At 66.2% G+C, this 23,660-nt stretch carries 24 protein-coding genes; 22 read left to right on the forward strand and 2 right to left on the reverse strand.

Annotated elements, in window-relative coordinates:
* The first annotated feature begins 38 nt into the window (after window positions 1–38).
* The 22 genes from OH799_RS30795 to OH799_RS30900 all read left to right on the forward strand — a co-directional run bounded on the left by OH799_RS30795 (window position 39) and on the right by OH799_RS30900 (window position 21,128).
* A complete protein-coding gene (locus OH799_RS30795) occupies window positions 39–1,121 on the forward strand; it encodes a hypothetical protein (RefSeq protein WP_406271389.1) in 1,083 nt (360 codons plus the stop codon).
* Window positions 1,118–2,290, forward strand: a complete 1,173-nt coding sequence (locus OH799_RS30800; RefSeq protein WP_406271392.1) for an N-acetyltransferase — start codon at window positions 1,118–1,120, stop codon at window positions 2,288–2,290. The genes OH799_RS30795 and OH799_RS30800 overlap by 4 nt, the downstream gene beginning before the upstream one ends.
* Window positions 2,287–3,282 carry an NAD-dependent epimerase/dehydratase family protein gene (locus OH799_RS30805; RefSeq protein WP_406271395.1) on the forward strand — a complete coding sequence of 332 codons (996 nt, stop codon included), beginning with the start codon at window positions 2,287–2,289 and terminating at the stop codon, window positions 3,280–3,282. Before OH799_RS30800 ends, OH799_RS30805 begins: the two co-directional genes overlap by 4 nt.
* Before the next feature lie 44 nt (window positions 3,283–3,326).
* Entirely contained in the window at window positions 3,327–4,340 is a 1,014-nt protein-coding gene (locus OH799_RS30810) for a fatty acid desaturase family protein (RefSeq protein WP_406282747.1), read from the forward strand.
* A complete protein-coding gene (locus OH799_RS30815; RefSeq protein WP_406271397.1) occupies window positions 4,337–5,701 on the forward strand; it encodes a diaminobutyrate--2-oxoglutarate transaminase family protein in 1,365 nt (454 codons plus the stop codon). Before OH799_RS30810 ends, OH799_RS30815 begins: the two co-directional genes overlap by 4 nt.
* A complete protein-coding gene (locus tag OH799_RS30820; protein WP_406271400.1) occupies window positions 5,698–7,215 on the forward strand; it encodes a pyridoxal phosphate-dependent decarboxylase family protein in 1,518 nt (505 codons plus the stop codon). Before OH799_RS30815 ends, OH799_RS30820 begins: the two co-directional genes overlap by 4 nt.
* The gene (locus OH799_RS30825) at window positions 7,208–7,867 is read left to right on the forward strand and encodes a hypothetical protein (RefSeq protein ID WP_406271403.1); all 660 of its coding nucleotides are present in this window, start codon (window positions 7,208–7,210) and stop codon (window positions 7,865–7,867) included. Before OH799_RS30820 ends, OH799_RS30825 begins: the two co-directional genes overlap by 8 nt.
* A complete protein-coding gene (locus OH799_RS30830; protein ID WP_406271406.1) occupies window positions 7,864–8,388 on the forward strand; it encodes a hypothetical protein in 525 nt (174 codons plus the stop codon). The genes OH799_RS30825 and OH799_RS30830 overlap by 4 nt, the downstream gene beginning before the upstream one ends.
* Window positions 8,389–8,411: 23 nt before the next feature.
* Window positions 8,412–9,134 carry a hypothetical protein gene (locus tag OH799_RS30835; protein ID WP_406271409.1) on the forward strand — a complete coding sequence of 241 codons (723 nt, stop codon included), beginning with the start codon at window positions 8,412–8,414 and terminating at the stop codon, window positions 9,132–9,134.
* The gene (locus tag OH799_RS30840; RefSeq protein ID WP_406271412.1) at window positions 9,131–10,093 is read left to right on the forward strand and encodes an ABC transporter ATP-binding protein; all 963 of its coding nucleotides are present in this window, start codon (window positions 9,131–9,133) and stop codon (window positions 10,091–10,093) included. The genes OH799_RS30835 and OH799_RS30840 overlap by 4 nt, the downstream gene beginning before the upstream one ends.
* 65 nt (window positions 10,094–10,158) lie before the next feature.
* A complete protein-coding gene (locus tag OH799_RS30845) occupies window positions 10,159–10,905 on the forward strand; it encodes an ABC transporter permease (protein ID WP_357267917.1) in 747 nt (248 codons plus the stop codon).
* Between the two features lie 38 nt (window positions 10,906–10,943).
* Window positions 10,944–11,195, forward strand: coding sequence for a phosphopantetheine-binding protein (locus OH799_RS30850; RefSeq protein ID WP_406271415.1), 252 nt, complete (start codon window positions 10,944–10,946; stop codon window positions 11,193–11,195).
* A 43-nt stretch (window positions 11,196–11,238) separates the two neighbouring features.
* Window positions 11,239–12,873 (forward strand): fatty acyl-AMP ligase, encoded by a 1,635-nt coding sequence (locus tag OH799_RS30855; RefSeq protein WP_406271417.1) that lies wholly within the window; start codon window positions 11,239–11,241, stop codon window positions 12,871–12,873.
* A 38-nt stretch (window positions 12,874–12,911) separates the two neighbouring features.
* Window positions 12,912–13,709 carry an ABC transporter permease gene (locus OH799_RS30860; RefSeq protein ID WP_357267782.1) on the forward strand — a complete coding sequence of 266 codons (798 nt, stop codon included), beginning with the start codon at window positions 12,912–12,914 and terminating at the stop codon, window positions 13,707–13,709.
* The gene (locus tag OH799_RS30865; protein ID WP_406271421.1) at window positions 13,706–14,551 is read left to right on the forward strand and encodes an ABC transporter permease; all 846 of its coding nucleotides are present in this window, start codon (window positions 13,706–13,708) and stop codon (window positions 14,549–14,551) included. Before OH799_RS30860 ends, OH799_RS30865 begins: the two co-directional genes overlap by 4 nt.
* Before the next feature lie 2 nt (window positions 14,552–14,553).
* Window positions 14,554–15,588 carry an MlaD family protein gene (locus OH799_RS30870; protein ID WP_406271424.1) on the forward strand — a complete coding sequence of 345 codons (1,035 nt, stop codon included), beginning with the start codon at window positions 14,554–14,556 and terminating at the stop codon, window positions 15,586–15,588.
* On the forward strand, window positions 15,585–16,595 hold the full coding sequence (locus OH799_RS30875; RefSeq protein WP_406271427.1) for an MCE family protein: 1,011 nt from the start codon (window positions 15,585–15,587) through the stop codon (window positions 16,593–16,595). Before OH799_RS30870 ends, OH799_RS30875 begins: the two co-directional genes overlap by 4 nt.
* Window positions 16,592–17,578, forward strand: a complete 987-nt coding sequence (locus OH799_RS30880) for an MCE family protein (RefSeq protein WP_406271430.1) — start codon at window positions 16,592–16,594, stop codon at window positions 17,576–17,578. Before OH799_RS30875 ends, OH799_RS30880 begins: the two co-directional genes overlap by 4 nt.
* Before the next feature lies 1 nt (window position 17,579).
* A complete protein-coding gene (locus OH799_RS30885; protein ID WP_406271433.1) occupies window positions 17,580–18,599 on the forward strand; it encodes an MlaD family protein in 1,020 nt (339 codons plus the stop codon).
* Window positions 18,596–19,603: an MlaD family protein gene (locus OH799_RS30890; protein ID WP_406271436.1), complete on the forward strand. Its 1,008-nt coding sequence runs from the start codon at window positions 18,596–18,598 to the stop codon at window positions 19,601–19,603. Before OH799_RS30885 ends, OH799_RS30890 begins: the two co-directional genes overlap by 4 nt.
* Complete coding sequence (locus tag OH799_RS30895) at window positions 19,600–20,544, forward strand: MlaD family protein (RefSeq protein WP_406271439.1); 945 nt, start codon at window positions 19,600–19,602, stop codon at window positions 20,542–20,544. Before OH799_RS30890 ends, OH799_RS30895 begins: the two co-directional genes overlap by 4 nt.
* A gap of 14 nt (window positions 20,545–20,558) precedes the next feature.
* Window positions 20,559–21,128: a hypothetical protein gene (locus OH799_RS30900; protein WP_406271442.1), complete on the forward strand. Its 570-nt coding sequence runs from the start codon at window positions 20,559–20,561 to the stop codon at window positions 21,126–21,128.
* Window positions 21,129–21,155: 27 nt separating this feature from the next.
* Here OH799_RS30900 and OH799_RS30905 read toward each other — a convergent pair whose 3' ends face one another.
* Both OH799_RS30905 and OH799_RS30910 read right to left on the reverse strand, forming a co-directional pair.
* Window positions 21,156–21,866 (reverse strand): TIGR02206 family membrane protein, encoded by a 711-nt coding sequence (locus OH799_RS30905; RefSeq protein WP_406282751.1) that lies wholly within the window; start codon window positions 21,864–21,866, stop codon window positions 21,156–21,158.
* A gap of 284 nt (window positions 21,867–22,150) precedes the next feature.
* Window positions 22,151–23,467: a lipase family protein gene (locus OH799_RS30910; protein WP_406271445.1), complete on the reverse strand. Its 1,317-nt coding sequence runs from the start codon at window positions 23,465–23,467 to the stop codon at window positions 22,151–22,153.
* Between the last annotated feature and the right edge of the window lie 193 nt (window positions 23,468–23,660).

The following is a 23,660-nucleotide window of genomic DNA, read 5'->3' on the forward strand; positions in this document are numbered from 1 at the left end:
GGAGCGCGGGCTCATACGTTTCTGTTTGGGAGGAACACATGTCATCCGTCGTCGATGAACCGAGGATGCGTGCGGAGAGGCCCGCGCGGTCGGGGTGGTTCGTGAGCCCGCGCGTCGATGTCTTCCTCGTGCTGGGTTTGGGTGCGTTGCTGTCGGTTGTGCTGTCGCTGACCACCGCGCACAAGGGTGCGTTCCTGGTCGCTGCGGTCGGGTTCTCGGTGCTGTCGGACTATCCGCATGTCATGGCGACATCGGCGCGGGTGTGGCTGGATCCGCGGGAGCGAGAACGCTACGGACGGCATTACCTGATCAGCTGGTTTGTCGTTGCCGCCCTGGTCGGTTCGCTGATGTTCACCGGTTGGACGGCGATTGTGGTTGCCGTGTGGGCGTACTGGCAGGTGTTCCATGTGCTCAAACAGCACTTTGGCATCATCAACATCTACGCGTCGAAGAACGGCTACCGGTCGGGTCGCAAGCTGGTGAAGTACGCGTTGTTCGCGGGATCTCTTGCCCCCGTGGTGTATCGGGCGAGTGAGGGTCTGCGATTCTCCGAGTACGTGGTGCTCGGTCATCGTCTGCCGTTCTCCGATCTGCGGGTGCCGACGCCGCCCATCCCGTTGCCTCTCGTCCTCGCAGGCTTTGGCGTGGCCGCGGTGCTGATCGGGTTGTTCGTGCGTGAGCAGGTACTGCTGCACCGTTCGGGCGGGCGGGCGCTGCCCGCGATGTCATGGGCGACGTTCGGTCTGGCGGTAGTGTCGTACAACCTCTCATACCTGCTGGTTTCGGACTTGTTCGCGCTCATCCTGATCGCGACGACCACACACAGCCTGCAATATCACCTGATCAACTGGACTCGGAACAACACGCGTTTCCAGCTGTCCGCGGATCCGAAGGAGCGGAAGCTGCTGCTGGCCAGGTTGTCCAGCCGCCGTGCGCTGCCGCTCTATGTACTGGGTTTCGCGGCGGTGGGCATTGTCACCGGCCAGCTGGATACGATTCTGCTCGGTGTCATTCCGCTGACCTTCGTCTTCCATCACTTCTACATGGACGGTGCGCTGTGGAAGAGCAAGGGCAATCCTGAGCTGGCCTACGATCTCGGAATCGTGCAGCCCAAGCAATGACCATCGACAACGTCGAGATTGTTCGGAACCGGATTTCTGGCTTGGTGGTCCGCGCCGCGGATACCCGCCGCGGCAGGCGAGATTTCGTGAATCTACCCTGGCTGGTCCACGCCGCGGATCCGGTGTGGCGGCCACCGCTGCGCCGGGGCGTGGCCGACGGGATGCGTGCCGCATCGAATCCGTTCCATACCGAGGCCGATATCGCACACTTCGTTGCCTATCGAGGCGGGAATGAGCCGGTTGGCCGGGTGGCGGTGACGATCGATCACGAATATGTGCACCGCTACGGCGATTACGGCTTCTTCGGGTTCTTCGACAGCGTCGATGACGTCGGGGTTGCCGACGCACTGCTGACGACCGCGCGGCGCTGGGCGGGCGACCGGGGTGCGTCCGTGTTGACCGGCCCCTACAGTTACTCACCACGGCACGAAATGGGGCTGCTGGTCGATGGTTTCGATCACTCGCCGACAGTGATGCAGCCGCACAATCCGCCCTACTACGCCACGCTGCTGGAAGAGTGCGGCTTCCGTCGGCGGTTCGACACCACGACCTACCGCTGGTCGCGCGAGACGGACGCCGAGCGTGCGGAGAGGCTCGTCGCGCGGGCCGAGAAGGTGCTGGCGTCGGGGCGCATCCGGGTCCGAATTCCGGATATGCGGCGCTACGACGAGGAACTCGAGCTGCTGCGGCGGATCTACAACGATTCCTTTCACGATCATCCCGAGCACGTGCCGATCAGTGCGCCGGTGTTCGGCCGGATCGCCGCGGATTTGAAGCCGGTACTGGATCCGGAGCTGATCCGCATCGTGGAGATCGACGGAACGGCATGCGGGTTCTCGATGCTGGTCCCGGATCTCAACGAGGTGGTGCCGCGGTCGGGCCGGCTTACCCTGCCATTGCTGGCACGGCTGCTGTGCAAGAACGACAACCGGATTCGCGGTGTCGACACCGCGGTCGTCGTGATGATCGGCGTCGCGCGAGAACAGATGGGCTTGGGAGCCGGCCGGGTCGTCGCCGGTGAGATCGCGAAGGCGGTGCTGTCGGGGCGTTACCGCCAGGTCACCACAACCTGGATCCATGAGCACAACCACTGGTCGAAAGCGCTGGTGGCGCAGATGAAATCACCGCCATCACGTCGGTATCGCGTGTACGAGAGAGCGATCGAATGAACGAAGTGACACTGGTGACGGGGGCGACCGGATGCTTGGGGGCCGCCCTCACGCGAGCTCTCCTCGACGACGGTGAGACGGTCGCCGCGCTCGTCGAACCCGGCGGCGCGGTCATGTCGGCGCCGCGGCTCGAGATTCGCTACGGCGACGTCACCGATCCCGGCAGCCTCGCCGCGGCGATGAAGGGCGTCGGCCGGGTCTATCACCTGGCCGGGGTGGTGGTGCCGCTGGACAGCATGGCCGACCGGATGTGGCAGGTGAATACGCTCGGCTCCTACAACATCGCCCGCGCCGCCGTCGACGCCGGCGTACAGCGGCTGGTCCATGTATCGTCCATCGCCGCCATCGGGTACCCGCCCGACGGCGTAGTTGCCGACGAGACGTTCGATGTGCGTGACTCGGTGACCGACAACGCCTATGCGACCACCAAGCGGTCCGCCGAGCGGCTAGTGCTCGATCTTTCTGCCGCTGACGGTCTCGATACGGTCGTCGTCAATCCCTCGGCTGTGTTCGCCCCGGGTGGCGATCCGCGCTGGGCGTGGTCCCGGATGGTGGGCGCCGCTCGGCGTGGGCTGCTGCGGGCGATGCCGGTCGGCGGAACTGCGGTCTGCGCCGTGCGCGATTTCGTGGACGGCACGCGAAAGGCTATGCGGCAGGGGCAAGCCGGTCGACGGTACATCCTGAATACCGCGAATCTGACCTACCGTGAGATCGGTGACCGGCTGCTGACCGCGGTCGGGAGACCTGGCTCGGTGCGCACGCTACCCAGTCGAGCGTTGCGGCCGGTCGCGCGGTTCAACGCCGGTTTCGCCCGGCTGTCTCGCGATCCGATGCGGTCGTCACTGCTGGTGCCCGAGAACGTGGAGTTGCTGACCAGGCAGTTGTACTACGACCAAGGGCGGGCGGTATCCGAGCTGGGCATGACCCAGACGCCGCTCGACGCGATGTTCGGTGATCTGATCGGTCCCACACCGGCCAGAGGTGTGCGGTGACAACGCATATCACCGCGGGATCGGAAGCGGCACTCGGTATTTCGATGTCCGAGGCGCGCCGAATGATGGTCGACCTGAAAACGCCGAAACTCTGGGTTTACTGGGCCGATCTGCTGGCCTCGGTCACCATTGGCGCCACGGCGTTCGTGCTGTTTCCGGCGCGGAATCCATGGTCGCCGACCGCGGCCGTTTGCGTGCTCGTTTCGGCGTTGGCGCTCTATCGCGCGGTGCTGTTCGTGCACGAACTCGTGCATGCCGCCGAGCATCTGCGGTCGTTCTCGCTCGTCTGGCATGTGCTGGTCGGGATTCCGCTGCTGTCGCCGAAGTTCATCTACGAGTTCCATCAGGAACACCACGCGTCGCGCACTTACGGCACCGAATCGGACGGCGAGTATGTCGATTACGCCGAACAACCTCGCTGGCGGGTACTGCTCACCCCGTTCACCGCGTTTCTCGGGCTACCGGTCTTCATCATCCGGTTCGTCGTCCTCGCTCCGTTGAGCTGGCTGATCCGGCCACTGCGCGAGTTCGTGCTGACTCGGGCGTCGGCACTGGCCATCGACGCGGAGTTCGTGCGGAAGCTGCCCGATGGTCCGATCCCGCGCCGGTGGATCGTCCAGGAGGCGGCCTGCTTCGTCTATGGCGTGCTGATCGCGGGTCTCCTGCTCACCGGAGTGATTCCCGTCGTTCGTTTCGCCGAGGCGTACGCGGTGATCACGGTGTTGTTGTTCGTGAACTGGTGGCGGGTGCTGGTGTCGCACCGTTACGAGAGCGGGAACCAGCCGATGTCGTTCCCGGATCAGATCCTCGATTCCGTCGACCATACGTCGCACCCGCTGCTGTCCGAGCTATGGGCGCCGGTGGGGCTGCGGTATCACGCCGTCCACCACTTCTTCCCATGGTTGCCGTATCACGCGCTACCCGAGGCGCGACGCAGGTTGGCGGCGGCGATCCCCGCGGGCGGCGGTTACTGGCACACCGCCGACCGATCGTGGTGGACGACCTTGCGGCGGTTACTGTCCCGGCCCGCTCTGCAATTGAACGGAGGTGCGCGGTGACGCAGACGCGAGCGCCGATCACCCGCTATCACGAGTCCCGCGCAGCCACCTATTCCCGGCGCCTGCCGATCACGCCCGTGCAGGCGCATGGCGTCCGGGTGCGCGATGTCGACGGCCGGTGGTATCTCGACTGCCTGGCCGGGGCAGGCGCCATGTCACTGGGTTGGAATCATCCGGTCGTGACCGAGGCCGTGCGGAGCACACTGGATTCCGGCGAACCCTTGCTGTCACTGGACTTTCACACGCCGACCAGGGACGCGTTCGTCGAGGACCTGCTCGCCACCCTGCCCAGGGGACTGGCCGACGACTGCGTCGTGCACCTGTGCTCGCCCAGCGGCGCCAATGCGATCGAGGCCGCGTTGACGGTCGCCGAGATCGCGACGGGCGGTAGCGAGCACGTCGCGGTGCAGGGTGGTTTTCACGGCTGCAGCAGGGCGGCGAGGTCGGTGAGTTCCGGTGGTGGGCTGCGCACGAGGCAGGTCGCGCTATCATCCGCGGTGCGATTCCTGCCGTATCCGCAAGACTATCGGTGCCCGTTCGGGGTCGGCGGCGAGGAGGGTGTGCAGCGCGCCGTCGACGCCGTCGCGGACACCTTCGACAACCCGCACAGCGGCCTGGTCGCTCCCGCCTCGGTACTGGCGGAGTTCGTGCTCGGTGAGGGTGGGGTGGTCCCCGCGCCGCGGCGGTGGGCGCAAGCACTGCGACACGCGGCCACCCGCACCGGGGTGCCGTTGATCGCCGACGAGGTCCAGGCCGGTGTCTACCGGACCGGGCGCGCCTGGGCCTTCGAACACAGTGATATCGAACCCGACATGATCGCCATGTCCAAGGGCCTCGGTTCCGGAATCCCCATCGCGGTCCTCGTCATCCGCCGCCAGTTCGATGTCTGGGATCCGGGCACATTCACCGGAACGTTCCGCGGCAACGCCATGGCGTTCGCGGCCGCCAGTGCCGTGCTGCGCTACGCGGCGGCCTCCGGACTGGCCGACCACGTCAGCGCGATGGGGGAGCTGCTCTGCTCCGGGCTGCGCGCGATCGAGCAGCGATCCGGCCTGATCGGAGACGTACGCACGGCCGGCCTGATGGCCGGGGTCGAGATCATAGATCCCGACGCGCCGTCCGATCACCGTGGTGTCGCGCCGCCGAGCACCCGATTGGCCGCGCACATCCAGCGGGAGTGCCTGCGGGCCGGGCTGATAGTCGAGACCGGCGGGCGCTACGGCAACGTGGTCCGGTTCTTGCCACCGCTGATCATCGATGCCGCCGAGATCGCCACTGTGCTGGAGATCTTCGACGACGTCGTGCACCGAGTCTCGCGCGTGCGCGACTCGGACCGACTGCAGCCGACGGAGACCGCATGATCGACCCCCGCCCCACGTCGCCGTTCGCTACCGAATTCCTGACCGCGACAAGTGTCGACCACTACGTGGACGCTGTCGCCGCGGCTGCCGGGCACATCGCAGACGCCTTCCGCGACTCACCCGCACCGGGCGTGGTGACCGGCTCGGGTGCGCTGCGGCAACGGATCCGGAGCCTGCCGGTGGCCCCGCCTGATGGTGTCGGGCTGGCGGCCGCGCTCGATGAGATCGCCCAGCACGTGGTGCCGCTGTCGACGGCGGTGTCGAATCCCCGGTATGTCGCGCATCTGCATTGCCCACCGGCCATCTCGTCACTGGCCGCCGAGGTGATGCTCAGTGCTCTCAACCAGTCCATGGATTCCTTCGACCAAGGCCCCGCCGCCAGCGCTGTCGAGGAGCACATCATCGAGTGGATGTGCGAGGTGCTCGGCTACGGCGTCGGCGGGGACGGTGTGTTCACCAGCGGTGGCACCCAGTCGAATCTTCAGGGCCTGCTGCTGGCCAGGGACAACTACGCGCGGGAGCGGTTCGGCTGGGACATCAGCCAGCGCGGGCTTCCAGGCAGCGCCACCACATGGCGTGTATTGTGCACGGCGCAAACGCATTTCACTGTGACGCAGGCCGCGAGCCTGCTCGGTCTGGGCGCCCGCTCGATCATCCCGGTCGACACCGACCGTGCCGGCAGACTCGATCCGCGTGCGCTGACCGCGGCTATCGAGGGCTGCGAGCACGCCGGCCAGCAGGTGATCGCGGTGGTCGCGAACGCGGGCACCACCGATTTCGGTGTGATCGATCCGCTTACACGGGTGTGCGAGATCGCCCATGACCGCGGTATCTGGGTGCACGTGGACGCGTGTGCCGCGGGCTGCCTGCTGCTCAGCGACCGGCACCGTCATCTCGTCGACGGTATCGGCGGCGCCGACTCGGTGGCGATCGATTTCCACAAGCTGCTGTTTCAGGCGATCAGCTGCGGTGCGCTGTTCGTGCGGAACCGGGAGGCGCTGAATGTCATGTCCAGTCACGCCGACTACCTGAACCCGTCCGACGACGACCCGGACGAGACCCTCAATCTCGTCGGGAAATCGCTGCAGACCACCCGCCGTTTCGATGCGCTGAAGATCCTTGTCACACTGCGCGCTGTGGGTGCTACGACCATGGCGGACATGATCGACAGCACGGTGGCGGCGGCCGCGGCGGCACACACGACGGCAGCGGCGCAGGACCACCTCGAGGTGATCGGCGCGGGCGGAACCAACACGGTGGTGCTGCGCTGGACGCATCCGAGCCTGACATCCGGTCAGCTCGATCAGGTCAACGACGCCATCCGCCACGAGATGGCGATGTCCGGACAGGCTCTGGTCGGTCGCACACGAGTCGACGGCGACGTAGCCGTCAAGCTCACCTTCGTCAACCCGGTGTGCACCGTGGACATTGCCCGCGACCTGGTCATCGACATCGCCGAATGCGGGCAACTGCTCGCCGACCGGATGTGTGAAGAGGTGGTCGTCCGTGCCTGAACCGCAGTTGCGCATCGAACGGATCCGGCATACCGATTCCGGCTTCGCCGATGCGAAGCGCTGGGAGTACGAGGTATTCGGCCGCGAAAATACCTACACCACCGCTGCCGATGACGAGGCGGGGGAGATGCTGCAGTATCGCCGCTGGGAACAATCCTCGGAGTTCTATGTCGGCTTCGGCGCGGAATCCACCGGCGACCCTGTCGCGGTACTGCGCGCCCTGCGCTGGGATTCCCGGCTGGGTTTGGACAGCTTCAGCACGATCAGTGACACCCGAGCCTTTCCCCATCCGGCCGGAGGGTACGAGAATCTCCTGCTTCCCGAGTGGTCGCGGCGTTTCGAGCAGATCCGACCCGACACCGTCGCCGAACTGGCCACCCAGGCGGTACGGCGTACCCACCGGCGCGCCGGTGTCATCGACGAGGTGTGGGCCCGGTTCGCCAGCTGCCTCGCCGAGGAAGGCGTCCGCTATGTGACCGTGGCGCTCGTCGTGCCGTTGTTCGAGTGGTACCGGCTTCTGTTCGGTGCGGCGATCAGCCGGATCGGCCAGTTGCTGCCCGACTATGTCGGTGCCGACAGCATTCCCGCCGTGATCGACCTGCACGCGATCGACACCAGCGACTTCCTATCGAAAATGAAAGTGACAGAATGACATTCGCACGGAAAACCCGCCGCATCGACATGGTCAGCACGGTGGACGCGCCGATCGAGCGGGTGTGGGCCACGGTCACCTCGCCGGAGGGCATCAATGCCGAGTTGCGGCCCTATCTGAAGATGACGGTTCCGCAGCCGTTTCGCGGCCGAACCATCGCTGACATCGACCCGGGAACCAACCTGGGGCGCAGTTTCTTTCTGCTGTTCGGGCTGTTCCCGATCGACTTCGACAACATCACCGTCGCCGAGATCGACGCGGGAACCCGTTTCCGTGAACAGTCGACCATGATGTCGATGAGCGTGTGGGTGCACGAACGGACCCTGCGCGCAGTGGGCGACCGCACCGAAGTGACCGACGCCGTCTCGTTCGTGCCCCGTGCCCCGATGGGCCTGATCCCGGGCTGGGGCCGCGTTCTGCGGGCCACGCTCGCCTTCCTGTTCCGGCACCGGCACCGCCGGTTGCAAGCACATCTCGGAGGACAATCGGCCACGCAGCCGACCGCGAGCGGGCAGCCGTGACGGCACAGCGTAGGACCCGGGCGATGCTCGGCGTCATGGTGCCGATAGCTGTCGCGGTCTCAGCGTGTGGCGCGGTCAACGCCGACGCGGGCAAGCCCGCAGCCGAACGGTTCGCGATGCTCGAACGCGGTACGGCGCCGGAGGGCACGCCGATCACTGCCGCGGCCGGATCCGGGGTCTTCGCGGAAGAGGTTTCCGGCTCGGTGGCCTATCTCGACGTGACCACCGACGTCGCAGGCCCGGGCGTGCTGACCGTCGGCCCGGGCGCCATCCCGGGAGAAACCGTACTCAGCCACTTCGGGCACCAGCAGCAGTTCCCCTACGAGGTGATGACGGTATCCGCCACCAGCACCGGCCGATACGTGACCGGGCTGGCGGTGACGAACCCGCTCGACACCCGCATCACGCTGCAATGCACCATCCTCGGCGGTCTGAGACTCGATCCCACCGCAGGCCCACAGCCCGTATCGGGCCACTGCTCCGGCGGCACAACTCTCACCGGCACCAGCACCGTGACCGGCAGCCGGGATGGGCAGTGGAACGGAAAAGCGGTGCAACTGCATACGATCCGGACCGATATCGCCTTCGACGGCCCGGTTGCGGGCACCCTTCGGCAGACCGCCGACACGGTCGACGGGATCGGGATCGCGGCGCGCACGGAACTGGAGACCACACTCGAGGCCAGCGGCGTGCGATTCCAGCAGAACATCGTCCGCACGGTCGGCCAGAACCAGGGGACCCGATGACGGCGATACAAACGGTACCGACCGACGTCGGCGCCGCAGCCATCACTACCACGGGGCTGACGAAAACCTATCCGGGTGCGGCCGTCGATGCCGTCGACCGGCTCGACCTGTCCATACCGCCGGGCGTCGTCTATTGCCTGCTCGGCCGCAACGGCGCGGGCAAGACCACGACGATCCGCATGCTCACCACCCTGCTGTCGCCGTCGTCGGGCACCGCCGAGGTGCTCGGGATTCCACTGCACGAGGTGCGCAGGCTGCGCCCGCTGATCGGGGTCGCCCTACAGGAGGTGGCACTGGATCCCTGGCTGAACGCACGGGAGCAGCTGGACCTCGGGCTCGCTATGGCCGGTTGGCCACGAGCCGAGCGTCGTCCCCGGGTCGCGGCGTTGGTGGAGCAATTCGGCCTCGGCGATTTCCAGAATCGGCGGATCGGGTCGCTGTCGGGAGGTATGCGCCGCCGGGTCGATGTGGCGCTCGCGGTCTCGCACGATCCGTTGTTGCTGTTCCTCGATGAACCGTCGAGCGGCCTGGATATCGAAGGCAAGGACGAAGTGTGGCGGGTGATCGCACAGCTGCGCAGTGAGGGACGGACCGTGGTGCTCACCACTCATGACATGGAGGAGGCCGTCGCGCTCGCGGACCAGGTCGGCATCATCAAGGCCGGGGCCTTGGTCGCTTCCGGGCCCGCTGATGATCTCACCCGCGCGCACGGCGCTCGCGCCGTCGTCACGGCGGACCGCGAGATAGCGCCGAACGTCGCCGACGAGCTACGGGCCGCCGGTTTCACCGTCGCCGATTCGGCCGACGGCGCCCGAGCGCTGACGATCGAGCTACCCACCGCGAATGCCGCCCACCTCGGCCGGTTGACCGATGTACTCGGCCGAAACGATCTGAGCGCTGCGGAGGTTCGCGTCGAGAGCACTTCGCTGCGCGACGCCTTCTTGGAGGCCACCCGATGAGCACGACAACCACTACTGCTCCGGCACGGGCCCACCGTCCGCCGGCGCCACCGGTCACGACGCTGATGCTGTTCGCCCGCTACTTCGTCGTCGGCCTGCGCCAGCCGGTGTTCGGGTTCATCTTCCCCATCGTGTTCCCGGTCGTCCTGGTGGTCTTCGTGCGGGCGATGTTCCAACGCGTGGCCGATCTGCCCGGGTTCCCGCTGGCCTCCTACACCGCGTACATCGCGCCGGGCATCATCATGCTCATCCCCATGATCGGCTCCGGGTTCGGCGCGAGCACGCTGATCGAGGAGATCCAGTCCGGGTTCGTCGACAGACTTCGACTGCAAGGTATTTCGTCCGCGCAGATCGTGCTGGCGAAGATCGGCTTCGAGGCGGCGCGCATCCTGCCGGCCGGCGGAATCGTCATCGGGCTGCTCGCGGCACTCGGCGCGCCATTGCGGGCCGGGATCGTCACGGCGGCCGCACTGTTGATCCTCATGTGCCTGTGGTCGGCGGCCTACAGCTCACTGTTCTACCTGGCCGCGGTGCGCACGCTGAACCCGCAGGCGCCGATCGCGCTGCTGCCGCTGGCATTGCCGGTGCTGTTCGTGAGCCAGGCACTCATGCCCACCGACTTCCTGCCGCGGTGGCTGGAGGTGGCCATCATGCTCAACCCGTTCTCCCACGTCGTCGAGGCCGCGGCCACGCTGATGTACGGAGATTTCGAACCGGTCCGGCTCGGAGCAGGGGTAGCTGTCGCGGCAGGTGTTTTCGTCGTCCTACAGCTCCTGCTACGACGACTCGTCTTGCGCCGCATCGGCGCCTGAACCGGCACGGTATTCATGACCGAAAGGAAAAGACACCCATGACCGACTCGTTGGAACAGGTGCTGCGCGACATCCTGATCGAGGATCTGGATGTCACGCCCGAAGAGATGCACCCTGATGCGGACCTGGTCGCGGACCTCGGCTTCGATTCGCTGTCATTCGCGACCGGTGTCGTCGAAATCCGTGATCGGCTCGGGGTTTCGCTGGCGAAGGACGACGTCTTCTCCTGCCGCACACTCGGTGATCTGCAGCGGCTCGTCGCGAACAAGCTCGCTGCCACGGTCGGATGACACGGGTACACATGCCACTCGATCACAAAGGGCCGGCACTGTTGTGAACAGGTTCATCACAGCGTTGCTGCACAGCGCCGACCGAAGCGATCGCGGTCTGCTCAGCGGCGACCCAGCCGACCTCACCAGAACGGAATGGCGCGACGTGCACCGGCGTGCCCGGCGCATCGCCGGTGGTCTGCGGGAAGCGGGCGTGCGCCGCGGGGACGCGGTCGCCGTACTCGCCGGTGCCCCGGGCGATATCGCGATCCTGGTGCAGGGCATTTGGCTGGCCGGTGCGGCGGTGACGATGCTGCACCAGCCGACGCCGCGCACCGACCTAGCGGCCTGGGCCGCCGATACGCGGCGCGCTATCGCGGTGGTCGATGCCGCGGTCCTGGTGGTCGGCGATCCCTTCGGTGCGGCCGTCGCCGAGTTCGGCGGGGAGCGGCTGCGCTGTATCGCGGTCGTCGATCTGCTTGCCGGTCCCGACGTGGAACCGGTGGACACCCAGGAAACCGATCTGGCATTTCTGCAGCTCACGTCGGGCTCGACCGGAAGTCCGAAAGCGGTGGCCATCACCTACGCGAATATGTACGCCAATATCCGCGCCATGGAGATCGCGTCACTCATCAATGACCAGGACGTGATGGTCAGCTGGCTGCCACTGTTCCACGACATGGGCATGATGGGTTTCCTGGTCGCGCCGATGTTCCTCGGCGTCGAACTCGTCGCCATCACGCCGTCCGATTTTCTTGCCTCTCCGTTGATCTGGGCCGAGCTCGTGACCAGGTACCGGGGCTCGATGTCGGCGGCACCGAACTTCGCCTATGGACTTCTTGCCCGCACCCTGGCCCGCGCCGGTGACGGGGACTTCGACCTGTCGTCGCTACGGTTCGTGCTCAACGGTGCCGAACCTATCGATAACGCTGTAGTGCAACGATTTCTGGACGCCGGTGCTCGCTTCGGACTGCGACGCGAGGCAATCGTGCCCGCCTACGGCATGGCCGAGGCGACCCTCGCGGTGTCGTTCACCCGGCCGGGCGACAGATTCAGCGTCGATCACGTCGACCCGGAGGCGATGCAAACAGACGGCCGGGCAACGGTTTCCACCGCAGACGACGCCCGAAGGTATATCGGCCTCGGGCACCCGCTGCCCGGCATCGAGGCGCGGGTGCGCACCGAATCCGGCGCCCTCGCCGACACCAGGCAGATCGGCGAGTTCGAGCTGCGCGGTGACAGCATCGCCACCCGGTATCGGACCGACGCGGGATTCCTCGAGGCCGTCGACGATTCCGGATGGCTAGCCACCGGTGACCTCGGTTACCTGACCGAGGACGGCCAACTCGTGGTGTGCGGACGCAAGAAGGACATGCTGATCATCTCTGGACGCAACATCTACCCGGTCGACATCGAACGCGCCGCTGCCGAGGTCGACGGTGTCCGTGCCGGCAACGCCGTCGCCGTGCCCGCGGAAACCGGTGCGAGGGGCGAGGGATTCGCGGTCATCGTGGAATCCGCGGCCAGTGCCGACATCGACGGATGCGCACGCATTTCCCGTGATGTCGCACACCGTGTCCAGGCGGCGCTCGGCGTGAGCCCGCGCCGGGTGGTGGTCGTCCCGGTGGGGCGCATCCCGAAGACACCCTCAGGAAAGCTGCGCCGGCTCGAAGCCCGCGGGCTTCTGGCCATCGGTTAGCAATTGGTATCGGTAATCGTTATTGATAAGGTTCGGTAGTGCGTGAACAAGGTACGGCCGCGGTAGCCCCAGCCGTACGCACCTTCGGTCGCGCGTCGATACTGGCCTGGTCCGCGCTCGGCTGGCTGGCCGCCGACGTGTTTCGTGGGCGGTTCGCCTGGCGGGAAGCCTTGGCGCAGGGCTGGTTCATCGTGAGCGTGACGGCGGTTCCCGCAGTGTTCGTGTCGATTCCATTCGGGGTGATCGTCTCCGTACAGGTCGGAAACCTGACCCAACAGGTCGGTGCCACTTCGCTCGCAGGGGCCGCCGCCGGGGTGGGAGTCGTTCGACAAGGTGCCCCTTTGGTAGCGGCGCTGCTGCTCGGCGGGGCCGCCGGCGCGGCGATCGCCGCCGACCTCGGTGCGCGGACCATCAGAGAGGAAATGGATGCCATGCGGGTCATGGGCATCGATCCGGTCCGCCGAATCGTCGCGCCACGCCTGGCCGCGATGACAGTGATAGCTCCGCTGCTGTGCGTGGTGGTCATCTTCATGGGCCTGTCGACCGGCTACCTGATCAACGTCGGACTGCAACACGGCGCACCCGGCGGCTACCTCTCGTCCTTCGCGTCTTTCGTCACGGTCTCGGATCTTGTTGCCGCGCTGGCGAAGTCTGCGCTGTTCGGGATCGTCGTCGTGGTGCTGTCCTGCCAGCGTGGGCTCGAGGCCACCGCGGGCCCCAAAGGCGTCGCCGACTCGGTGAACGCGGCTGTAGTACTCGGCGTGGTCGCGACGTTCGGCCTGAACCTGATCATCACGCAACTGCTGTCGATGTTCGGCTCGCGGGTGCTCGGATGACGGCATCGCCGTTGAACCTTGCCACCGGCCGCGTCGGATCGGTCGTCGGCACGGCACTCGAGCGGCTCGGACATCAGCTGAGTTTCGGGATGCAGGTGCTCGCTGCCGTGCCGCACACCGTGCGCGCCTACCGCAGGCAGACGATGGTCGTGCTCACCGACATCGTATGGGGCAGTGGCGGACTGGTCGTCGGCGGCGGCACCGCGGCGGTACTGGTATTCCTCGGCATCGCGGTCGGCGGATCGGTCGGCATGGAAGGGCTGAGCGCGCTCGATATGGTCGGTATGGGCCCGCTGACCGGGTTTGTCTCCGCGTATGCGAATACGCGGGAGTTGGGGCCGATGATGGTGGCGATCGGATTCGCCGCGCAGGCCGGCTGCCGGATGACCGCCGAGATCGGCGCGATGCGGATCTCGGAGGAGATCGACGCCTTGGAAGCCCAAGCCGTACGGCCCATCCCGTTCGTGGTGACCACGCGCGTGATCGCGGGGACCACCACGATCATTCCGCTCTACCTGACGACGCTGATCGTGGTCTACCTGTCCTGCGCGGTGGTGGTGAACGTGCTGCACGGACAGTCCGCGGGCACTTACTTCCACTACTTCGAGTCCTTCCTTCGGCCCGCGGACGTGCTGTATTCACTGATCAAGGCCATCGTTCTGGTGGCGGCTGTCATCGTGGTGCACTGCTATCAGGGTTTTCATGCCACCGGCGGGCCCGAAGGGGTCGGTCGTGCGTGTGGGCAGGCGATCCGGGCCAGCCTCATTCTCATCGTGGTCCTCGACATGGTGATGACCGCGGTGTTCTGGGGCACGAGCACGGGAATCAGGATCTCGGGGTAGCCATGTGGCAAGGACGAAGTGGTAGCCGTGTACCGAGCACCCTGGCGCTGCGGGTGCGTGGGCTCGCCGTAGTGGCGATCGGGCTGCTGGTGACCGCGCTGACCGCCGCTCACCTGCAGGGCCGGTTCCACGATGACGTCTCGCTGACGATCGAGGCCGACTCGCTCGTCGACGGTCTGCTGGCCGGTGCGGACGTGAAGTTCCAAGGAGCCGCGATCGGTACCGTACGCCGGGTGCAGACGGCGGGCGACACCCGCCGCGTCGAGATCAGCATCGATCGGGATCAGGCTCCGGCGCTGACCGATCGCGTCGCCGCGCGCTTCACTGTCGCCAATGTGTTCGGCACCCCCGCGATCGAATTGGTGAATCTCGGTGACGGGCCGCAGGTCCGGGAGCACGCGGTCGTACCACTCGCCACCGGCGCCATGGGCGCCACAGCGACCGGTGTCCTCCAGCGCACCGGCCGGCTCACGGAGGTGCTCGACTCACCCCGGCTGCGGAACCTGCTCGACGTCGCGACCGAGAACCCGGGGCTGTTCGGTCCGACCGTTGAGGCGATCACCGGCATCGCTCGGGCATTGGAGCAGGATCGTCGCGGGAGTACGACCCACTACCTGCACATCACAGGTGACCTGTCCGATGGATTGGCGGTCCTGGAACCACAGATGGTGGACGCGCTGATCGCGTTGCTGGACCAGAGCGAGTACTTCGGCGACGAAACCAACCGCGCACGGACTCGCAAGGCGATCGCCGGACTGAGCCAGGATTTCCTGCCCGGATACGCACGGCTGGTCGGCGACAACCGCGATCATTTCGCCGAAATTCTCGCTGTGGTACTCGATCTCGGCCTGCCGCTCGGCATGTCCTACGGCTCGATCGCCCCGGCCTATCAGCGCCTGCCGGATCTTCTCGACCGCATCGGTGCCGCGTTCCCGGTCGTGGATGGAAAAGTGCAATGGCAACTCGAGATCATCGCCGACACGATGCCGCACATCGCCCGCTCCGTCACCGACACCGGTCCTGGAGGTGTTCGGTGACGGCGGTGCGTGGTCCCGCGATCAAGCTGTCGATCTTCCTGCTTCTGGTGATCGGCTGCCTGAGCCTGATCCTGTCCACCCTGCGCGGGCCGGCAACTGGCGTGGCCACCGAATACGACGCGATTTTCACCGACGTGTCCGGATTGGTCACCGGAGACAGCGTTCGGATGGCGGGGGTCCAGGTCGGCACGGTCACGACCATCGAGTTGACCGAGGACGCGGCTGCTCGGGTGCGGTTCACCGTGGGTGGTGACCGGCCCGTCCTGGACACGACCCACGCCGCGGTGCGGTACCAGACTCTGCTCGGTCAGCGCTATGTGGAGCTGTTCGACGCCCGGCCCGCTGGTACCCGTCTGTCGCCCGGTGCGACGATCCCACGTGACCGTACCGAGCCGAGCTTCGATGTGTCCCGGTTGTTCAATGGGTTCAAACCCTTGTTCACCGCACTCGATACCGGGCAGCTGAACCGCTTGGGGGAGAACTTGGTTCGGGTCCTTCAAGGCGACGGTGCCGGAATCGGCCCGGTACTGGCTGATCTCGACGGCCTGCTGCGGTATGCGAAGAACCGGGATGCGGTCCTCGTGGTGCTGATCCGCAACCTCGGCGAGATCGCGGCGGAGATCGGCGGCAAATCCGAGCAGGTCGGCGCGCTCATCAAGCAGGTCGCGGGGATCATCGGAGTGTTCAGCCATCGCGCGGACGAATTGGTGAACTCTTTGCGAGCCGCCGGCTACGGGCTCGAGCCCGACGTCGGCATCCTCGCCGAACTCGAATCCCTCTTCGATGACACCCATGCACCACTGCACCAGCTGCTGCGGCGACTTGTGCCGCGCACCGACCAACTTGTGGAGATCCTCTCCCTGATGCCGGAATTGCTCGGGGGCCTGAACGCGAACTACCCGGCAAATGGTCCATCGCCCGCCTTCACCTGCTCGACGCAGCCCGTCGAGCCCCCCGGCATCGGAAGCGCCATCCTCGGCAATCAACATCTGGTGGTGTGCAAATGAGACTCATCCCGCACAGAATCCGCACCGATCATTCCGAGGGACGCCGCGAATTCCGCTGGGGCTTGGCGGGTCTCGCGATTGGCGCGATCATCATCGCGGTCGTCGGCCTGGTCCAGCTGATTCCCGGCACCGAGCACGGGCACGTCGCCGAATTCCGTGACTCCGGTGGCCTGCAGGCCGGCGACGAGGTGCGGATCGCCGGCGTCCCCGTCGGTCGAGTTCGTACCGTAGAACTTGCCGACGACCATGTCCGGGTCGGGTTCACGGTCCACACCGACCAGCCTGTCGGCGATCACTCGACCGCCGAGGTGCGGCTGCTGACCCCCGTCGGCGGCCACTATCTGGCGCTCACGCCAGCCGGTGCGCGACCGCTCGGCGCCCAGCCGATTCCACGTGAGCGCACCCGGACCCCGTACGAGCTGGCCGATGTATTCGAACAGAGCGCCCCACGGCTGGACGGTATCGACGGATCGACATTGCGTGAGACGGTCGCCGAACTCGACGCGGCACTGGCGAATCAGCCCGACGCCCCTCGCGGCATCCTCGACAGCCTCACCGGTCTCACTACAACCATCACGGCTCAATCCGATCGGCTCGACCGCGCCGTCCGGGTTTCCGACGAGTACGTCGCGGCTATCGCGACCGACCGCGAGGTCCTCGCCGGGTTCGTGCGCGAGCTCGGCATCATCTCCGCGAAACTCGGTCAGGCCAAGACCGAGGTCATCCGCGCCTTCCAGCTGCTTCGTCGACTCATCGAAGTCACCCACCGGCCGATCATGGCGTATGGGGATTCGCTCGAGCCCGCCATCACCGACCTCGAGCAACTGCTGGCCAAGGTCGCCGACGCACCCGAGCGGCTCGACACGGTCATTGCCGCGATCAACGACTTCATCGTCAAGATCGCCGCGCTGAGCGGAACAGGGGAACCAGCCGGAGCACCTGGACCCGATCTCTGCGTGCCCCGTGCGGGAAAGGACTGCTGATATGAGGGTCGGAAAACGGGTCTGGTATCCGCTGATCGGGATCACCGTACTCACCGTGCTCGCCGGACTCGGGTCCTCTGCGGTCACACCCCTAGACCGGACGAGTTTCGGCAAGACCGTCTGCGCGGAGTTCACCGATACCGACGGTCTCTACCGAGGCAACGACGTCACCGTGCTCGGCGTCCGCGCCGGGATCGTCGACCGCATCGAACCCCTCGGCGACCGCATGCGGGTGACGATGCGCCTCGACCAGGACGTGACACTACCGTCCGATACCAGCGCGGTCACCATGTCGGGCTCGATCGTCACCGACCGCAGGGTCGAACTCATCCGATCCCACACCGACGGTCCGGAACTCGCTGCTGACACCTGTATTCCGCTGTCGCGCACCAAAACCCCGCTCGGGGTCAGCGAATCCTTCGACGCCCTCGGACGATTGACCGCCGACATCACCGGCGGCGTACCCGGTGACACCCGCGCGGGCGACACTCTCGCCGGCCTCGACCGCGCCATGCGCGACACCGGAACGACCACCAACGACCTGCTTGCGCACCTGTCGCGGCTGGTCGGCGACCCGCGGGACCGGGACGCCACCATGCGGCGGCTGATCGACAACCTCGACCTGCTCACCACCATGTTCGCCGCGAACTGGCCCGATATGCAGCTACTGCTGGACCACCTTTACGACGGATTGGAAGTGGTCGAGGGACTTTCGGCGAACTTCGCACCCATGGTCGACCTGTCCAACCAGGTGCTTCCAGTGCTGGCACGCAACGTCGACAAGTACGGCGATCGGGTATACACGGCGCTGGACTCCGCCGTTCCGGCGGCGCATGCCGCGCTGCACAACGCCGGCGGCATCCGAGATCTGCTGTCGCATCTGCCGCCCGCCGTAGATGCCCTCCTGCGCATTCTGCTACCGATCGCGCCCGGCGCCCCGGCGATGAGTTGCCCGGCGACCGCTGACACCCCGCTGTCCGGCACAGTGTGCCAGCACGCCGATGGAACGGGGCCGCGATGAAATGGCGTCCTCTCTGTGCCGTCGGCGCGGTCGTTCTGATCGCGGGATGTGGTGTCGACCCGGCCGACCTGCCGGTTCCCGGAGCCCGTGTCTCAGGCGCGAGTTACGAGATCAGGATCGAGTTCGCCAGCGTGCTGAGTCTGCCGGCGAAGGCGAAGGTCATGGCGGACGGCGCCGAGGTCGGCGTTGTGGACCGGGTCGAACTGGCCGACCGGGTCGCTATCGCGACTGTCGACCTGACATCGACAGTGCAGCTGCCGAAATCGACCACCGCCGAGATTCGGCAAACCACCCTGCTCGGCGAGTCATACATAGCGCTGCGGCCGCCAGCCGCCGGGGCAGGTCCGCGCCTGACATCGGGCGATGTCATACCACTGGCGCAGACCCGCCCCCCGGACAGCGTCGAGAACCTGTTGCGGGGAATGTCGAATGTACTGGCCAACGGCCGCTTCGACGACCTGGCCACCGCGATCGGCCGAGTCAACGCCGCCTTCCCCGACGACGGCGAGTACCAGCGTCTGGCAGCGGAGATCCGTGCGGACGTGCACGACCTGTCCACCGGCACAGCGGATCTCGACCGCGTCCTCGACTCGGCTGCCGCTATCAGCGACGACCTGGCGGTCAAAAGGTCCGCCGTCGACCGCGCTCTCGTCCTCGGACCCGACCGCGCCGCCGGTCTGAGCGATGTCCTCTTCGGGATCGTCGACCTTTCGGTGGCACTCGGCCATCTCCTGCAGCCCGCCGGTGATCTGGTGTGGCCGATCTACGGCGACACTCTCGATATCTACCGTGCCATGCGGCCGCTGCTGTTGACCGTCGCCGACGCGGACACCACCATCCCGATGAACGCCGACAAGTTCACTCGTTTACTGCGCGACACCCTGATCCCATATTTCAGTGCGCCACCGAATATCCGGATTCACGGCGTCGCGACGTCAGCGTCCGCCGAACAGCAGGCCGACGCACTGGTTACCGTGCTCCGGTCGATCGGAATGGTGCCATGAGCCCGCGCACAACCGCATCCCTGACCGGTCTCCTGGCCACCACTCTCGCCGGTGCCCTGTATCTCGCCGCCGGCGTCCTCGATATCAATCCGGCGCGGGACACCACGACCATCACGGTGCGGATGCCGACCTCGGGCGGGCTGATGGAAACATCGTCCGTCGATCTGCGCGGCATGGCGATCGGCCGCGTCCGTGACATCACCACCACCAAGGACGGCGTCGCCGTCGCCATCGAATTCGATGCGAAATACCGGATTCCGGTGACCAGCACGGTTCGGGTCGCGAATCTGTCTGCCGCGGGTGAGCAGTACCTGGAATTCCGTCCGCACAGCGCGGACGGCCCTTACCTCGCCGAGGGCTCCGTGATAGCGGCGGGCCAGGTCGAGATTCCGATCACCGCGGGCGAGATGATGGCACGTCTGGACACCCTGCTCGCCCAATTGGACCCCGCGGTCGTCGATAGTCTGCTGACCACCCTCGACAATGCCACCGCCGGACGTCAGGCAGACATCGCCAACCTCGCGCAGTCCGCCAGCCTGTTGGCGAACACCATGCGGGACAAACAGGATCAGATCCACCGGCTCTGGCTCAATCTCCAAACCCTCGCCGACAACTTCGACGGCCAGGGCAGCACCTTCAGCGCCGTCGCCCCGGTGATCGATCGCGCCGATCCCGAAGTGGTGCACCTGATCCGCGCCTTCGAGGACTACTCCCATGTCGGCGAGAACGTCTGGGATGACACGCTCACGCCGATGATGCTCAGGATGAACCACTACGTCGCACAGCTGGCCCCGGAATTGGCGTTGATCGCCGGCATCGTCCGGCCGGCCACCGATCGGCTGCGGCCATTGCGCCTCGACGCCGGCTCGATCGTCGACATCCTGTCCACCATGTTCCCCGAGGGCGGGCCCGCCCGAGTGACTGTCATCCCACCGAAGTAATCGAGGTAGAAACAATGACCGACGAATCGGCGACGACTACAGACGACGAATCCTCCACAGCGGTGCGCACCGAAGAGGCGAAATGTCCGGTCTCCTCGGTGATCCCGCGCGCACTGGTCGCTGCGCTGGTCGCCCTTACCGCTCTCGCCGGTTTCCTCGGGTGGCGCTGGTACACCACCGAACATGACCTCGATGCCCTGCGGCGCGACGTCGACGATCGCGATAAAGCCGCAGCGGTCGCCGCGGACTACGCGAAACGGTCACTGACCTACGACTTCCGCAACCTCGACGCCTTCTTCGACAGCGTGCGGCACGGAACCACCGACCGCCTGTCCCACCGCTACGACACCGTCCACGACACGCTCAGCAAAATCATGACCGAGGCCCAGGTCGTCGCACACGGCGACGTGGTCGGCACCGCTATCGGCACCGTCGACGGCGACGACTACACCGTCACGGTCTTCGCTACCCAGCAGACCCAGAACGTGCAGCATCCCGAACCGGTCAGCGCCGCCACCCTGCTGACGGTGAACGTGCACCGCGACGGCGGCAACTGGGTTGTCGCCGACTACCGCTCGCAATGAGAACAGGCCACTGCGATGAGCCGTGGATCAGCCCCCGTGGTGCGGCGAGGACCTGGCCGCTTGGACCCAAGGCCAGGTCATCAGTGCCCACACGGCTAGCAAGAGGATGGCCACCGTGCACAGATACCAGGGCCAAGGCCCGAGCGCGTCGAGCAGTGAGGGAGTTTCGGGTTTCGCGTTGACGAACCCGTAGTTGGTGTCGGCGAAGGTGTTGAATGCGAAGGTCGCCACTACCCAGGCTACGGTGGCCACCACGGCAGTCCGATAGCTGCGCCAGTCCGGGCGCATGCCGATGCCCCAGGTGAGGTAGATCGCCGCCCAGACCACGATCAGGTGAATCGCCCAGAAGGCCAAGAACTCCTGGTCGGGAAAGTCCGGACTGTGCAAGGCCGGTGAAACGAGCGCCTGGGTGCTCAAGGTGAGACACCAGTAGTAGGTCAGTGCATACGCCCAAGTCCGGTGCGACCACAGCGCGTACGCGGACACCAGGCTCGCGAGATCGGTCAACCGTAAGGGAACCGAGCGACCGATAGTCGGTGGGATCAGGGCGACGACGTAGATCGTCGAGTACAGCACGAGGGTCGCGACTCCGAAAGATCGGCTGAAACAGCGTGCGGTAGAGGCACTCTGGTGCTTGCGACCGATTCGGACGACGAGCACCGCTCCCGCCGCGAAGACAGCCAGGGCTATCCAGTGCGATAGCCCGTATGCGGAGAACTCCTGTTGCGCAGAGGGCATGTCCACATTCACCGACAGTAGCGGGCCCTGATGGACTACCCGGGCCGAAAAGGCGGGGCGGTTCATCCGGCGAACGTCGGGCGATGCTCGCTGGCTTCGCATGTGAGGTTGCGCGATGTCCTCGGCCAGGTCAGCCAGCGGCGCGGTTCGGCATGGGGCCGAACCGCGCCGGGCATCGTACACAGAGATCGCGGCACCACCTCGCATGTGACGAGCCGGCAATGCGCGGCACACTCGAGGCAGAACACCGTACAACCGATTGCCGAATTCGCCGGCATCCGCGGCTAGGGCAGGGCGGCGCAGTTGGTCGGGGCAGGCTGGTCCCCGAGCCGATCGGTCAACCACTGCTGCGAGGCGGCCAGCGCCGGGAAGAAGGCCAGCACGTGGGTCATCGCCAATCCGGAAATGACAGTGGGAATATGGGCGTTCGAATCCAGCTGAACCGTCGCGCCACCACCGCACCAGCCGGCGGCCATATCGCGGATGGGTACGAACGGCGCTCCCTCATCGTTCATGGCCGCGGCGATGAGGACGGGCGCCGACGGGGTGAGGGTGCCGACTCGCTGCTGGTCGAATGCTGCTCTCAACGTCGGCGACTGATTGATCACGTCGATGAGAGATTGTCCGCTGGTGGTCCATTGGGACGTGAACTGATGTTGCTGCGCCAGTCCGATCGGGACGGCGCATTTGTCCTGGGCTTCGCGCAGGATCGCCTTGCCGATGTCGTTGAGTTCAGCGTCGAGCACCGGGCGGGTGGCGGGATAGTCGGCGGCGATGCCGTTGAGGATCCAGGCGAAGGCGGGTGCGATGGGGGCTCGGCCGTCGTTGAATCCGATGAAGTATTCGTCGTCCACCACTGGTCCGCCGACGTACGCGCCGCGCACGTTCAGATCGGGGGCGTAGCTCGGTTGCAATTCGGCCGCGCCGGCCGAGGCCATGCCGCCTTGGGAGTACCCGTAGAGAATGACCGGCGCGTTGGCGGTGAGGCTGGTGCCAGGCAACCGCAGCGCGGCACGCGCGGAGTCCAGTACCGCGTGGGCTTGCGCTTTCCGGTTGAGATAGTCGTGAATAGCGGGCGTGCCCAGGCCCTGGTAGTCGGTCACCACTACCGCCATGCCGCGGGCCAGCAGCGTATAGAGCGCCAGGACGTCGTATTCGACCATTAGGTCGAGCGGAGGCTGGTATTGGACGAACTGCGAGAGCAGCTTCGAGGGCGCGCACTGATCGCCTTGTCCCTTTGTGCCGACCGCGTACGCGATCAGCGGCCGCTCTCCCGGTCCTGTCCACGGCTGGGCCGGTTCCAGATACGTTCCCACCGCCGCGGTCGGCGCGTCGTGGGTATCGCTGCTGACATACATCATGCGCGTCGACGTTGCCGGGATCGTCCCGGTCGGTCCGGGGATGGACAGCGCCAGCCGCGCCGCCTCCGTGCGTACGATGGTGCCCGCTCCCTGCGGCAGCGGCGCGGGTGGTACGTAGAAATCAGCGGCGGCCTCCGCCGCCGGCTGCGTCCATGCCAGTGGTGCGGAGATCGCCCCGCCTCCGACCACGATGAGGGTTCCCGTCAAGGCTGCGGTCAATCTGAGTATTCGGCTCCCCACGATTCGATCCTTCCTGCGATTTGGGATACCCATGTCGTCTAGATCGGATACTGAGAGTATCTGTACCGAGCCCAGAGCCAGGCACAGACGCGCGCCGTGTCGATCGCGGCCGCCCGGCGGCCGTTCTGGAGTTCGGCTATCCAGTCGGGGCCATCGACGAGGTCGCCGATGGCGCAGGATTCACCGAACGGGC

This window comes from Nocardia sp. NBC_00881, from assembly GCF_045207455.1.
Classification (GTDB): Bacteria; Actinomycetota; Actinomycetes; order Mycobacteriales; family Mycobacteriaceae; genus Nocardia.